This window comes from Agromyces sp. Soil535, assembly GCF_001428255.1.
In the GTDB taxonomy this organism is placed as follows: domain Bacteria; phylum Actinomycetota; class Actinomycetes; order Actinomycetales; family Microbacteriaceae; genus Agromyces.
This window is the reverse complement of record NZ_LMRW01000003.1, coordinates 13,769-27,643: the sequence shown is the minus strand read 5'-3', so window position 1 is coordinate 27,643 and position 13,875 is coordinate 13,769. Positions and strand designations below refer to the sequence as shown.

At 70.8% G+C, this 13,875-nt stretch carries 10 protein-coding genes; 5 read left to right on the top strand and 5 right to left on the bottom strand.

Features of this window, described 5'->3' with window-relative positions; translation table 11 throughout:
- Positions 1-6: 6 nt before the first annotated feature.
- Both ASG80_RS04375 and ASG80_RS04370 read right to left on the bottom strand, forming a co-directional pair.
- Positions 7-1,089: a DNA glycosylase AlkZ-like family protein gene (locus tag ASG80_RS04375; protein ID WP_056728920.1), complete on the bottom strand. Its 1,083-nt coding sequence runs from the start codon at positions 1,087-1,089 to the stop codon at positions 7-9.
- 64 nt (positions 1,090-1,153) lie between these two features.
- On the bottom strand, positions 1,154-1,819 hold the full coding sequence (locus ASG80_RS04370; protein ID WP_056728918.1) for a TetR/AcrR family transcriptional regulator: 666 nt from the start codon (positions 1,817-1,819) through the stop codon (positions 1,154-1,156).
- A 74-nt stretch (positions 1,820-1,893) separates the two neighbouring features.
- Between ASG80_RS04370 and ASG80_RS04365 the strand changes: the two genes are divergently transcribed.
- Positions 1,894-2,367, top strand: a complete 474-nt coding sequence (locus ASG80_RS04365; protein WP_056728916.1) for an ester cyclase — start codon at positions 1,894-1,896, stop codon at positions 2,365-2,367.
- 588 nt (positions 2,368-2,955) lie between these two features.
- Positions 2,956-6,627 (top strand): RICIN domain-containing protein, encoded by a 3,672-nt coding sequence (locus ASG80_RS04360; protein WP_056728914.1) that lies wholly within the window; start codon positions 2,956-2,958, stop codon positions 6,625-6,627.
- A gap of 37 nt (positions 6,628-6,664) precedes the next feature.
- On the opposite strand, the gene ASG80_RS04355 is transcribed toward ASG80_RS04360, so the two are convergent.
- Both ASG80_RS04355 and ASG80_RS04350 read right to left on the bottom strand, forming a co-directional pair.
- Positions 6,665-7,333, bottom strand: a complete 669-nt coding sequence (locus ASG80_RS04355) for a response regulator (protein WP_056728912.1) — start codon at positions 7,331-7,333, stop codon at positions 6,665-6,667.
- On the bottom strand, positions 7,330-8,973 hold the full coding sequence (locus tag ASG80_RS04350; RefSeq protein ID WP_369816211.1) for an ATP-binding protein: 1,644 nt from the start codon (positions 8,971-8,973) through the stop codon (positions 7,330-7,332). Before ASG80_RS04350 ends, ASG80_RS04355 begins: the two co-directional genes overlap by 4 nt.
- Before the next feature lie 218 nt (positions 8,974-9,191).
- Here ASG80_RS04350 and ASG80_RS04345 point away from each other — a divergent pair, with 218 nt between their 5' ends.
- Positions 9,192-10,697, top strand: coding sequence for a CitMHS family transporter (locus ASG80_RS04345; protein ID WP_056728910.1), 1,506 nt, complete (start codon positions 9,192-9,194; stop codon positions 10,695-10,697).
- Positions 10,698-10,731: 34 nt separating this feature from the next.
- Here ASG80_RS04345 and ASG80_RS04340 read toward each other — a convergent pair whose 3' ends face one another.
- The gene (locus tag ASG80_RS04340) at positions 10,732-11,769 is read right to left on the bottom strand and encodes a LacI family DNA-binding transcriptional regulator (RefSeq protein WP_056728908.1); all 1,038 of its coding nucleotides are present in this window, start codon (positions 11,767-11,769) and stop codon (positions 10,732-10,734) included.
- A 117-nt stretch (positions 11,770-11,886) separates the two neighbouring features.
- On the opposite strand from ASG80_RS04340, the gene ASG80_RS04335 reads away from it, so the two are divergent.
- Complete coding sequence (locus ASG80_RS04335; RefSeq protein ID WP_056728906.1) at positions 11,887-12,825, top strand: carbohydrate ABC transporter permease; 939 nt, start codon at positions 11,887-11,889, stop codon at positions 12,823-12,825.
- Positions 12,822-13,802 carry a carbohydrate ABC transporter permease gene (locus tag ASG80_RS04330; RefSeq protein WP_082589757.1) on the top strand — a complete coding sequence of 327 codons (981 nt, stop codon included), beginning with the start codon at positions 12,822-12,824 and terminating at the stop codon, positions 13,800-13,802. Before ASG80_RS04335 ends, ASG80_RS04330 begins: the two co-directional genes overlap by 4 nt.
- The last annotated feature ends 73 nt before the right edge of the window (positions 13,803-13,875 follow it).

Genomic DNA, 13,875 nt, shown 5'->3' with positions numbered 1-13,875 from the left:
GGCGGGTCAGCGACGCACCTCGAGGCCCAGCCACGACCCGAGTTGCTCCACCTCGTGGTCGACATCGCGGCGCACCTGCTGCGTGAACGGCACGTCCTCGTGGATCGCGTGCACGGCCAGCACGCCGCCCTTCCGGTCGGCCGCCGCATCGAGCTTGCCGACCAGCCGGTCGCCGTGCAGGATCGGCAGCGCGAAGTAGCCCCAGCGGCGCTTCGCGGCGGGCTTGTACATCTCGAGCGTGTAGTCGTAATCGAACAGCTCCACGGCGCGCGTGCGATTGTGCACGAGCCGGTCGAACGGTGAGAGCAGCGCGGTGCGGCCTTCGAACGGCTGTCCGAGCAGCGACGGGTCGACGCGCCACTCGCCGGCGACGCCCTCGACCACGGCGGGTTCGCCGGCGGCGCCGACATCCGCCGGCTCCATCGGCATCACCGGGGTCTTCGCGCGCGCGATGCCGAGCGACCGGAGACGACGTTCATCACGGATACGGCGGGCCTCGTCGGCCGGCACCGTGACGAGGTCGGCGGGGAAGACGCGTTCGGCGAGGTCCCACACGCGCTCGCGCCTGCGACGCGCGACGATGGCCACCTCGCCCCGCAGCCCCAGGTACTCGAGCATCTGCGTGACGTTGCGATTGCCGGTCCAGCCCGACGATGCCCACGGCACGACGCTCGTGTCGGGGATGTCGCGGGACGTGACGGGACCAGCCTCGCGCAGTCGATCGAGCACGTCGCGGCGGAAGGAGTCGTTGTCGCGAAGCCACTTGCGTGAGCGCGGATACTCGGGTGAGTTCGCCATGTCGGCGCGGTAGAGGCTGAGGTCCTCCATCGGCCGGATGAGCGCGTTGAGCTCGATGAGCGTGCGGTCCTCCTCGAGGGCGCGCACGAGATCGGCTGGCGCGTAGGCCGGCCCGAGCCGGCTCCAGGCCACGAGATCGGCGCTCGGCGCGATCGCCGCGGTCGGGTCGATCTGCAGGAACGTGAGGTGCCGCACCGCAGCGACCAGGTCAGTCGGGCGGTGCGCGTCGAGCAGCTGGGCACGGATGGCGATGCGTCGCGCCTGTGCGCGATCGAGGCGATGCGGCTCCACGCGTCCACGTTAGCGACGCGGCGAGGCCGTCATCCCATTGCGCGAACCCATCCCACGGGCACGGTCAGCGGCGGGTGGGTGCATGCAGCGCCGCCTCGAGCATCGTCACCAGCCACGTCCGGTACTCGTTGTGCGACCAGCCGCGCGAGGTGACAAGCGCGTCGTAATTGGCCTGCGCGCAGATCGTCCAGATCAGGTCGGCGGCGCGATCCACCGTGAGGCCGGGTGCGAGGTCGCCGCGCTCGAGCAGCAGTCCCGCGAGCCCCCGGAGCCCGACGAGCCGCTGGGCGTCGAGCTCCTCCCGGAGCGCGACGAGCGAGGCGTCGCTGTCGCCCGCGTCGGCGAGCACCCGCAGCAGCGGCCCGACCCGCGACCACACGCCGGGCTGCGTGGCGGCGTAGGCGACGAGGCGAGCGTGCGGCGAATCCGCCTCGATGACCCGTCGGATGCCGGGGCGCTCCGTGACCGGGACCTGCGCACGTTCCACGCCCCCGGCGAGCGCCGCCTGCACGGCGGTCGCGAGCAGCCCGGCCTTCCCGTCCGCTGCGCGGTAGACCGTCTCGACGGCGACGCCGGCGCCGGCGGCGATGCGGGGAATCGTCGCGTCGACGTACCCGTGCTCGAGGAACATCCGCTGCGCGCACTCGATGATCCGCGCCTTCGTGGTCTCGGCCTTGCGGCGGCGGTTGGTCGCGTCGTATCGACGGGTGGGTCTTGCGGTCTCTGACATTAAGTAGAATGATACTGTCATGAATTTGAGATGAGCGCCGACACGCCCACCTCCCAGCCCTGAGGAGGGACATCATGACCACCAACGCTCCAATCCCCGTCACCGAGACCGAAGACATCACCGCGGCGGCGCGCCGGGTGCTCGAGGAGATCTTCCCGGCCGACGACGAAGCGGCCATGCGAGCCGCCGTGACCGACGACTTCGTCAATCACGAATCACCCGAGGGCACGCCACCGGGGCCAGGCGGGGTGCTGTTCTACATGCACGCGCTCGCACGCGCGTTCTCCGACCAGCGATGGACCATCCATCGCACCGTGACCGAGGGCGACACCGTCGTCGTGTACTGCACCCACAGCGGCCGGCACACCGGCGACTTCTTCGGGCTCTCGGCGACCGGGCGTCCGTTCTCCTACAAGCAGGTGCACATCCTCCGCATGGTCGGAGATCGAGGCGCCGAGCACTGGGCGGTGCGCGACGACGCCACCATGATGCGGCAGCTCGGCGCGGAGCCTCGGCCCGCGGGGGTCCCGGTCGCTGCCGGCGGGTGACGGATGCCGCGGGCAGGTTGCGCCCGCGCCCGTTGCCTCGTTCCCGGACCCAATACAGGACGAGCCGGCCGGTGACGGATGCCGCGGGCAGGTCGCGCGCCCCCCGTTGCCTCGTTCCCCGGTCGAATGTAGGAAGACACGCCGTGGCGGCATCCGAAACAGGGTGGTGCGACGGCATGTCGCGTGAAAGTTCCTGCAGACGGGGCGGGGAGGTGTGCGCAGGCGGCGACGAGGTGCGCGCTGCGGCACGTCGCGCGCCCGCGCCCGGTGCCTCGTTCCGGGTCGAATGCAGGAAGACACGCCGTGGCGGCATCCGAAACAGGGTGGTGCGACGGCATGTCGCGTGAAAGTTCCTGCAGACGGGGCGGGGAGGTGTGCGCAGGAGGCCACAAGGTGCGGGCAGGTGTGCGCGGGAGGCGACAAGGGCGCGGGCCGCGGCACGGCGCGCCTGATGCCTCGTTCCGCCGGTCGCGGCGGCTCCCTCTTCCCAATGTTGACGTCAACATGTAAGGTCTATGCGGGGCGTGTTGACGTCAACATGCCCGCCTGACCGAAACGATCTCTCAACGGCGAAAGAGGACGACGTCAATGACGATGCACGGCAGACGGTTCAGACGGCTCACGCGGGTCACGGCACTGCTGACGGGCGGAGTGCTCGCGGGCGGTGCGCTCCTGGCGGCGCCGATCGGCGCGGCGGCCCCGGCGTCCGCGGCGGACGGCCTCACCATCACGCCGAACCCCGCCTACCAGGGCGAGGCGTTCGAGGGCTGGGGCACGAGCCTCGTCTGGTTCGCGAACGCGACCGGCGGCTACCCCGAGGAGCTTCGCGAGGAGCTCTACCAGGCCGTGTTCGGGGAGAACGGCCTCGACCTCAACATCGCGCGCTACAACATCGGCGGCGGCAACGCCTCGGACGTGCAGGACTACCTGCGTCCCGGCGGAACGGTCGAGGGCTGGTGGGCGGCGAACCCCGACGGCGACGCCGGCACCTACGGCGGGGTCGCGACGAACTACGCCGACCGGAATGCGCTGCTCGCCGAATGGGACGCCGACGACCCTGCGTCGTACGACTGGTCGGCCGACGAGACCCAGCGCTGGTGGGTCGAGCGCCTCGCCGCCGACGCGCAGATCACGCACTGGGAGACCTTCGCCAACTCCGCCCCTTACTTCATGACCGAGAGCGGCTACGTCTCGGGTGGCTTCAACTCGTCGGCCGAGCAGCTCAAGCCCGCCGCCGAGGCGCAGTTCGCGACGTACCTCGTGCGCGTGACCGAGCACCTCGAGGACCAGTACGGCATCGACGTCGACACCATCGACCCGTTCAACGAGCCGAACACCGGCTACTGGGGCACCACGCTGGTGAACGGCACACCCGTCGGCGGCCGCCAGGAGGGCATGCACATGGGCGCGGCCCGGCAGGTGTCGCTCATCGACGACGTACGCGCCGAGCTCGACGACCCCGCGACGACGACCGACGCCGGACTCTCGGCCATGGACGAGACCAACCCGAGCCGCTTCGCGACGAACTGGGCCGGCTATCCGGCCGCGACGCGCGACAAGGTCGACCGCATGAACGTGCACACCTACAGCACCTCGGGTCGGCTCATCGTGCGCGACCTCGCCAAGCAGGCCGACACCGACCTGTGGATGAGCGAGATCGAGGGCAACTGGGTCAGCGGGTTCAATCCGGTGAACATCGAGAACGGCCTCGGCATCGCCGGGCGCATCATGGACGACCTGCGCGAGCTGGAGCCGAATGCGTGGGTGCTCTGGCAGCCCGTCGAGGACCTCTACAACATGGAGCCGCAAGGCGAGAACCTGAACTGGGGCTCGATCTTCATCGACCTCGACTGCAAGCCCTACGAGGAGGCGGGCGGCACCGTGTGGAAGTCCGAGCGTCGCGTCGAGGACGCGGGCGACGACTCCACCGCCGTCGAGGAGTGCGGCGTCCAGGTCAACTCGAAGTTCAACACGATCCGCAACTTCACGAAGTCCATCCACGAGGGCGACCACCTGATGGCGGTCGACGACGGGTCGAGCACGGCGGCCGTGCGTGCGGACGGCACGGGGGCGTCCATCGTGCACCGCAACACCGCGGCATCCGAGCGGCAGGTCACGCTCGACCTCTCGAACTTCGGCGACATCGCCGAGGGCGCGACGGTCACTCCGGTCGTCACGACCCAGGCCGACTCGGCGGATGCCCCGACCGCGAACGCGCTCGTCACGGGGACGCCGGTGGCGATCGACCGCGAGGCGCGCACCGCCACCCTCACGGTGCCGGCGAAGTCCGTGACCACGTTCGTCATCGACGGCGTCTCGGGCGTCGCAGCCGACGCCCCCGCCCTGCGCGACGGCCACCGTTACCAGCTCGTCGGCTCGCAGAGCGGCAAGGCGCTCACCGCGAGCGGCACGGGTGCCGCAACGAAGATCACGACCCTGGGCACGGATGCCGCGGCCGCCGCTCCGCAGACGTGGACCGTGCATGAGGTGGCGGCGGGCAACCGCGAGGCCACCGAGCGCGCGGTGCTCGAGGCATCCGACGGCCGCGTGCTCGGCGCGACGAGCGCCGGCACCGACCTGCGCTCGGTGGGCGTCGACGCCGCAGCCGGCGACCCGGCCACGCGCTGGATCGTGAGCACCACCGACGGCCGCGCGTACACGCTCGTGAACGAGGCACTCGGGCTCTCGCTCGACGTGGGCGGCCAGTCGACCGCGGACGGCGCGACCGTCGGCGTCTACGGATCGAACGGCGGCGCGAACCAGTCGTGGGATCCGCGCGACCTCGCGCTGCTCGACGGCCAGACCATCGCGGCCCGTACGCAGGCGGGCGTCAGCCCCGTGCTCCCCGAGACGATCGTGCCGCGTTACACGTGGGGCGCGGGCGTGCCGGTGCCTGTCGCGTGGCAGCTGCCGGACGACACCTCGTGGGCGCAGACGGGGCGCGTCGAGGTGCCGGGCTCGGCGACCGACGTGTTCGGGCAGGCCGTCGCCGTGACCGCCCTCGTCGACGTCGGCGGGCTCACCGCGACCGACCCCGTGTCGGTCACCGTGGCCGTCGGCGCCTCGCTCGGCGGGGTGCAGTCGGCCGCGCCGATCGTCGTGCCGGCTCGCCTCGGCGCCTCGGAGAACGCGTTCGACGTACCCGTGACCTGGGACTGGTCGGGCATCACGGATGCCGCGTTCGACGAGGTCGGCGTCGTGCAGGTGCCCGGCGCGGCATCCGCCGACGGCGCCGAACTGCCCGCTCAGCTCGCGGTGCTCGTGACGGAGGGGACCCTGCGCAACTTCAACCCCGACGCCGGCACGACCGCGTCGGCGAGCTCGACCGAGTCGGGCTACCCGGTCGACCGCACCCGCAACGGCGTGCAGGGCGACAAGGGCTGGTCGAACTGGGTGTCGACGAACAAGCCGGCGCAGAGCACGCTGACGTACCTGTACGCGGTGCCGCACCAGGTGGAGAAGGTGTCGGTGCAGTTCTACCGCGACGGCACCACCAGCTGGGCGCAGACCATGCAGGTGCAGGTGCGCGGCACCGACGGCGCCTGGGTCGCGGCGCCGGGCTGGGAGACCGCGCAGCCCGTGGCCTCGCCCGCCGACGGCACCGCGCCGACGGTCGTGGCCGAGTTCGCCCCGGTGACGGCGACCGGAGTGCGGGTGATCATGAACGCCTACCCGAACACGCACCTCATCGTGTCGGAGGTCGGGGTGTTCGAGGCGATGGCGTCGCCGGCCGCCGTGGCCGACCTCGCGGTGCTCCGGCTCGACGGCGAGACGATCGACGGATTCGACCCGGCGCGCCACGACTACGAGGTCGACGTCGACGGCGGCCGCCTGCCGGTGGTCGACGCGATCGCGGTGGACTCGGCGGCGACGGTTCGGGTCACCCAGCCGTCGACGGAGAACGGAGGCGTCGCCAAGATCGTCGTGACGTCGGCGGATGCCACTGCGAAGGCCGAGTACGCGGTGACGATCCGGCGGCACGTGGTGATCGACGGGCTCGAACTCGCCGACCGTCCGCGCGTCGGCACGCCGGCGTCGGCGACGGGCACGCTCGACCCGAGCGATGGCGACATCTCCTGGCAGTGGCTCACCAACGGCGAGGAGATCGACGGCGCCACCGGGGCGATCTACACGCCCGTCACGAGCGACGCCGGCAAGCTGCTGAGCGTGCGGGTCACGGTGTCGGCCGACGGCGTCGCGCCCGCGACCGCCGAGACCGAGGCGCAGCGCATCCTCGCAGCGAACGCCGCGAAGCCGTGACGGCCGAGGCCCCGGGGTTCTTCCCTGGGGCCTCGCCTCACTCGACCGGAGCGGGTCCGCCGCGGCGCCGGTACCGATGCTCGGGACGCCCCGTCGTGCCGTAGCGGAGGGACACCTCGACGAGGCCCCGCTCGACGAGGGCGGCGAGGTGGCGCTGCGCGGTCGCGCGGGAGATGCCTGCGCGCTGGGCGGCCTCCGCCGCGGAGCACTCCGTGTCGGCGAGCTGGTCGAGCAGGAGCTCCTCGGTCGGTGAGCGCATCGCGGAGGGCGACGCACTCCCGTGCAGGATGCGGATGGCCCGATCGACCGTCTCCTGCTCGACCGGCTGGTCGCGGCGGAGCAGGTTGCGATACCGCACGAACGCGTCGACGCGCTCGGCGAGCTGCGCCGGCGGGAACGGCTTGATGAGGTAGCCGTGCGCGCCGGCACGCATCGCGCGGCGCACCGTGGCGGAATCCGTCGCCGCCGTGATGACGAACGCGTCGACGTCGAGCTCCCGCACGAGGCCGATGCCGTCGCCGTCGGGGAGGTACACGTCGGCGAGCAGGAGATCGGGGGCGTGATCGCGCGCCGCGGCGCGCGCCGCCGCGGCCGTGTGCACGGGCTCCAGCGTCTCGACGCCTGCCCGCCCGGCGACGATCTCACGGTGCAGCCCTGCCACGCGGAAGTCGTCGTCGATGATGAGCACGCGCAGTGGATCGCTCATGGTTCCTCCATCGGTGACATCACACCCGGCAGTCGTGCGCAGAAGGTCGCGCCGCTGGAGGTGCCGCCTGGATCGGCCAGCCAGACGTCGCCGCCGCGTCGTCGCGCGAGGTCGCGGCTGAGCGGCAGCCCGATGCCGTGGCCGTGCACCGCGTCGACCGGCTCGCCGCCGGACGGAGCCGCCTCGCCACCGGAGAACAGCCGGCCCGGCTCGGCCACGCCCGCACCAGAGTCGGCGACGGTGATCGCCAGCACATCGTCGTCGTCGAGCAGCTCGATCTCGACCCGCCTGGGCTCGCGATCGCCCGCGAGCGCGGCGCGCACTGCGTTGTCGATGAGGTTCCCCAGTACAGCGCCCACGTCCTCGGGAGCCGCCAGGCGGCCCCGGACGAACGTGCCCTCCGCAACCACGACCTGCACGCCGCGCTCGGCGGCCTCGATCGCCTTCGCGCCGACGATCGCCTGCAGCAGCGGCTCGTCGAGCCGCTCGACGTGTCCTCCGGGAGCGGCGATCGGACCACGACTGCGGAGCTCGTCGAGGAACGACCGCGCGTCCGCGATCCTGCCCGCATCGATGAGGCCCGCCGCCACGTGCACGCGATTGGCGAACTCGTGCCGTTGCGCACGAAGGGCATTCGCCATGGAGCCGACGGCGTCGAGGCGTTGCGACAGCGTCATCAGGTCGGTGCGGTCGCGCAGCACCGCGACGACCCCGAGGTCCCGACCGTGACGGCGAACCCAGCGGCGGTCGACGTAGAGGATCCGCTCGCCCGACGAGAACGCCGCCGACGGCTCGGGTGGCGGCGCGGAGGCGTCGAGCGCGGCGGTGAGCTCGGGCGACAGGCCCAGGGCCGAGATCCGTTCGCCGACCGGATCGGCGACCCCGAGCATCCGCTCGGCCGCGGTGTTGCAGACGCGGATGACGCCGTCGGGCGTGATCCCGACGACGCCGTCACCCACGCCGTCGAGCACCGCTGCCTGCTGCTGCACGAGGGCGGTGAGCTCCTCGGGCTGCAGGCCGAGGGTGAGTCGCTCCAGCCGCCGCCGCAGGAGTGCGGCGGCGAGGATGCCGATCGACAGGGCGGCGACGGCAGCGAGGGCCACGCCGGCCAGCAGCGTGGGAAGGTCGTCGAACACGCTCGCCGGCGCGAACCCGACGCTGACCTCGCCCACCGGACGCTCGGTGCCCGGTGCGAAGATCGGCACCTTCGCACGGGCGGACTCGCCGAGCGTCCCGCGCTCCCACGACACGGTCTCCTCGCCGCGGAGCGCCGCAGCGAAGGGCGTGCTGACGCGCTCGCCGATGCGGTCGGGGTCGGGATGCGCGAGGCGGATGCCGCGGTCGTCGGTGAGGACCACGAAGAGCGCGCCCGTGCGCGACTCCACGGCGGCGGCCGACACCGCCATCGGCCCACCGCGGAGCTCGGCGCCCGTCGGCGCGGCCGGGGCGGCGGAGTACGCGGCGACGGCTGCGCGCACGTCGGGGTTCTCGGCCACCGTGCGGGCGATGCTCAGCGCCTCGCCCTGCGCCTCCGCACGCAGCTGCTGCACGCCGAGCCACGCGAAGACGGCCAGGCACACCGCGACGACGGCCACGACGCATCCGAGGAGCAGCAGCAGCATCGAGTCGGCGAAGCGCACGTCGACCTCCGTCGGTCACCCCGCGGTCTTCGCGGGCCTGCCACCACGCTACGCCCGGATGCCGCATCCGAAGCCGTGTCGTCCCGGTGCGCAGAATGCGCAGAACCCGGGCAATGCGCAGAACCGGAGGCAATGCACGATACCCATCGCAGGGCCCATCCGGAGACTAGCGTGCCGCGTATTCGTACCCCCCCGACAAACCCGACAAAGGAGTCGACATGCTCGTCATACTCGGATTCGCCATGATCCTCACCTTCATGGCGCTGATCATGACCAAGCGGCTCACCCCGATGGTCGCCCTCATCGTCGTGCCGACGATCTTCGGGCTGTTCGCCGGCGCGGGCCTCGGCATCGGCGACATGGTGCTCGAGTCCATCGGCAGCCTCGCGCCGACCGCGGCCCTGCTCATGTTCGCCATCATGTTCTTCGGCATCATGATCGACGTCGGGTTGTTCGACCCGCTCATCCGCTTCATCACGCGCCTGCTCGGCAACGACCCCGCGAAGGTCGTGCTCGGCACGGCGCTGCTCGCCGGCGCGGTCTCGCTCGACGGCGACGGCTCGACGACCTTCATCATCACGACCTCGGCGATGCTGCCGATCTACCTGCGCCTCGGCATGAGCCCCGTCGTGCTCACGTGCGTCGCGGGCCTCATGAACGGCACCCTCAACATCGTGCCGTGGGGCGGCCCGACCGTGCGTGCCGCCTCGGCGCTGCAGGTTTCGCCGACCGAGATCTTCGTGCCGATGCTGCCCTCGCTCGCGGTCGGGCTCGCCGTCTCGCTCGGCTTCGCCTGGATGCTCGGCCTCGCGGAGCGCAAGCGACTCGGGTCGCTGGCGACGAGCGAGCTCATGGTCGACGAGTGGGCGGGTGCGGCGGAGTCGGATGCCGCCACCGAGCGCCGAGCGTCCGGCGGCGGCATCCGCGCGCGCCTCTCGCGGATGCGCGGGGCGCAGGCCTCGGTCGGCGCACGTGCCACCCTGTCGACGACGAACGTCATGACGATCAACGCCGTCGGGGGACCCGCCGCACCGGTCACCCTCGACGAGGACGAGCACGACACCGTCATGGCCGACACCGTGCTCGACCCCAACCGTGCGACGCTGCGTCCGAAGCTGATCTGGTTCAACCTCGCGCTCACCGTCGCCGTGATGGTGCTGCTGGTCATCGACGTGGTGCCGCTGCCGTTCGTGTTCATGATCGGCTCCGCGCTCGCGCTCATCGTGAACTTCCCGAAGGTGCGCAGCCAGGCCGACGAGATCGTCGCCCATGCGCCGAGCATCGTCGGCGTCGTCTCGATGGTGCTCGCCGCGGGCGTACTCGTCGGCGTGCTGAACGGCACCGGGATGGTGACCGCGATGGCCGACTGGGTCGTCGACGTCGTGCCCGCGGCGCTCGGCCCGTACCTCGCCGTGATCACCGGCGTCCTGTCGATCCCGATGACGTTCTTCATGTCGAACGACGCGTTCTACTTCGGCATCCTGCCGGTGCTCGCCGAGAGCGCCGCGACGTACGGCATCGACCCTGTCGAGATGGCCCGCGCCTCGATCACCGGCCAGCCGGTGCACCTGCAGAGCCCGCTGGTTCCCGCGATCCTGCTGCTCGTGTCGCTCGCCGGGGTGAACCTCGGCGACCACCACAAGAAAGTGCTCTGGCGGGCCGTCATCGTCTCACTCGTGATGCTCGTCGTCGGCGTGGTCGTGGGGGCGATCCCGTTCGGATGACGCGAACGCGACGGGCGCGGCGCGTCCGCCAGGCTCAGGCAGGCGGGCGCGCCGTGCTCTCGCGCACGATCAGCTCGGTCGCCACGAGCGTGCTGCCGCCGCGCTCGCCGGACTCCACCTCTTGCAGCAGCTCCTCGACCGACAGGCGGCCGACCTCGCCGAAGAACTGGCGCACGGTGGTGAGCGGCGGCCAGAAGCTGCGGGACTCCTCCATGTCGTCGAAGCCGACGACGCTCACCTCGCCGGGCACAGCGCGGCCTGCCTCGTGCAATGCACGAAGCACGCCCAGAGCCATCTGGTCGTTCGCCGTGAAGATCGCGGTGACGTCGGGGTTGCGGGCGAGCTCGAGGCCGACCTCGTGGCCCGATTCACTCGACCAGTCACCGACGAGCACGGGCGGCACGTCGGCGCCGTGTGCGCGTAGCGTCGACTCCCACGCCTCGCGACGGTGGGTCGCCGAGTACGAGCGCTCAGGGCCGGCGACGTGCCACACGGTGCGATGCCCGAGCGAGAGGAGATGCTCGGTGGCGAGCCGGGCGCCGTGAGCCTGGTCGGTGTCGACCATGGGGTAGCGGTCGGCCGCGGTCGAGTCGACCACCACGACGGGCAGGCCCGCCGGCAGCACCACATCGCTCTCGTCGAGCAGGTGCGCCTCGACGATGATGATCACCCCGTCGACGGCCTCCTCGCTCAGGCGGTCGAACGCCACCGAGACCTCGCCCAGCGTCGGATGGGGCACCGGGATGAGCGTGATGGAGTAGCCCGCGTCGGCGGCCGCGATGGCGATCGCGTCGAGCGTGCGCATGTTGCCGAAGCTCGAGAGCGTGAACATGATCACGCCGATGCTGTGGAAGCGGCCGGTGCGCAGGGCACGAGCGGCGCTGTTCGGCCGGTAGCCGAGCTTGTGCATCGCGGCCAGCACCCGCTCGCGGGTCTCGGCGTCGACGTTGTCGCGGCCGTTCGACACGCGCGACACGGTCTGGCCCGAGACGTGCGCCTCCCGGGCGACATCCGCCATCGAGGGACCGCGCCGCCGTGCTGCGGTGACCTCTGTCGAAGTGGTGGTTGTCATCTCTGGCTCCCCTCGCGGCCGCCGAACATGCACAGACTGGCGCATGTTCACGTAAACATGCTACGGTACTCGGACTGCATGTTGACGTGAACATGCAGACCCGATTGGAAATTGCGAATGACAACGACGTCCCCTGTGGCACCCGCGGCGGTGGTTTCCGGGCCGCCCCTCCGGCGCACGCGAGTGCGGAATCGCAGCGAGTGGAAGGGCCTCGCGTTCGTCGCCCCGTTCCTCATCGTCTTCCTCCTGGTGTTCATCGCGCCGGTCGTCTACTCGATCTACCTCAGCCTCTTCCGCGAGCAGCTCGTGGGCGGCAACGCGTTCGTGGGCGTCGAGAACTTCGTCGCCCTGTTCGGCGACGCCCAGTTCTGGGAGGGCTTCGGCCGGGTGGTGCTCTTCCTCCTCGTGCAGGTGCCCATCATGCTCGCGCTCGCGCTCTTCGCGGCCCTCGCCATCGACAGCGCGCGCCTGCACGCCTCGGGCTTCTTCCGCATCGTGATCTTCCTGCCGTACGCCGTGCCCGCGGTCGTCGCCGTGCTCATGTGGGGGTTCATCTACGGCCCCGACTTCGGCCTCGCGGCCAACGTCAACGACTGGCTCGGCAGCGAAGTCATCACCCCGTTCGCGCGGAACTGGATCCTCGCCTCGATCGGCAACATCGTCACCTGGGAGTTCGTGGGCTACAACATGCTCATCTTCTACTCGGCGCTGCGGACGATCCCGACCGATCTCTACGAGGCCGCCGAGCTCGACGGCGCGGGACCCATGCGCGTCGTCACGGGCATCAAGCTCCCGGCGCTGCGCGGGGCGATCGTCATCGCCACGATCTTCTCGATCATCGGCAGCTTCCAGCTCTTCAACGAGCCGAACATCCTGCGCACGCTGGCGCCGAACATCATCACCACGTTCTTCACGCCGAACATGTACGCCTACAACCTCTCGTTCCAAGGCCAGCAGTACAACTACTCGGCCACGGTCGCGATCGTCATGGGCGTGATCACCGCGGTGATCGCCTACGTCGTGCAACTCCGCGGCTCGCGGAAGGAGGAGCGATGAGCACCACGACCGAACACGCCGACGCGGCATCCGCCCGACCCGAAGACGCCACGACAACCGCCCGCGCGGCCGGCACGCGCGGCACCCGTACCAACCGCGCATCCGGCGGCTCCCGCCGACGCCACTCACCGCTGCATCCGCGCAAGTCGGTGGCCTTCACGCTGCTGATGTCGATCTTCGTCATCTACAGCCTCGTGCCGCTCGCCTGGCTCGTGATCAACGCCACGAAGACCCAGAGCGGGCTGTTCTCGAGCTTCGGACTCTGGTTCGACGACGACTTCGTGCTGTTCCAGAACATCTGGGAGACGCTCACCTACCGCGACGGCATCTTCGTGCGCTGGCTCGGCAACACCCTGCTCTACGTCATCCTCGGGGCGGGCGGCGCGACGTTGCTCGCGACCCTCGCCGGCTACGGGCTCGCCAAGTTCCGCTTCACCGGTCGCCGCGCGGTGTTCGCGGTCGTGCTCGGCGCGATCGCGGTGCCCGGCACCGCCCTCGCGGTGCCGACGTTCCTCATGTTCAGCCAGCTCGGCCTCACGAACACGCCGTGGGCGATCATCATCCCGTCGCTCATCAGCCCGTTCGGCCTCTACCTGATCTGGGTGTACGCGGTCGACTCGGTGCCGACCGAGCTCCTCGAGGCGGCCCGAATGGACGGAGCGGGCGAGTTCCGCACGTTCTTCACCATCTCGATCCGCCTGCTCGCGCCGGGCATCGTCACGGTGCTGCTGTTCACCGTGGTCGCGACGTGGAACAACTACTTCCTGCCGCTCATCATGCTGAGCGATCCCACGTGGTACCCGCTGACCGTCGGCCTCAACCAGTGGAACGCGCAGGCCACCGGCGCGGCCGCGCAGCCCATCTACAACCTGGTGATCACGGGCTCGCTCCTCACGATCATCCCCATCGTCGTCGCGTTCCTCGGGCTGCAGCGGTTCTGGCAGTCGGGGCTCAGCGCCGGAAGCGTCAAGCAGTGACCGAGCGGCACCGCATGTCGAACCCCATCCCCACCGCTCACCCGGAGCGTCCTGCCCCGGAACACACATGGCA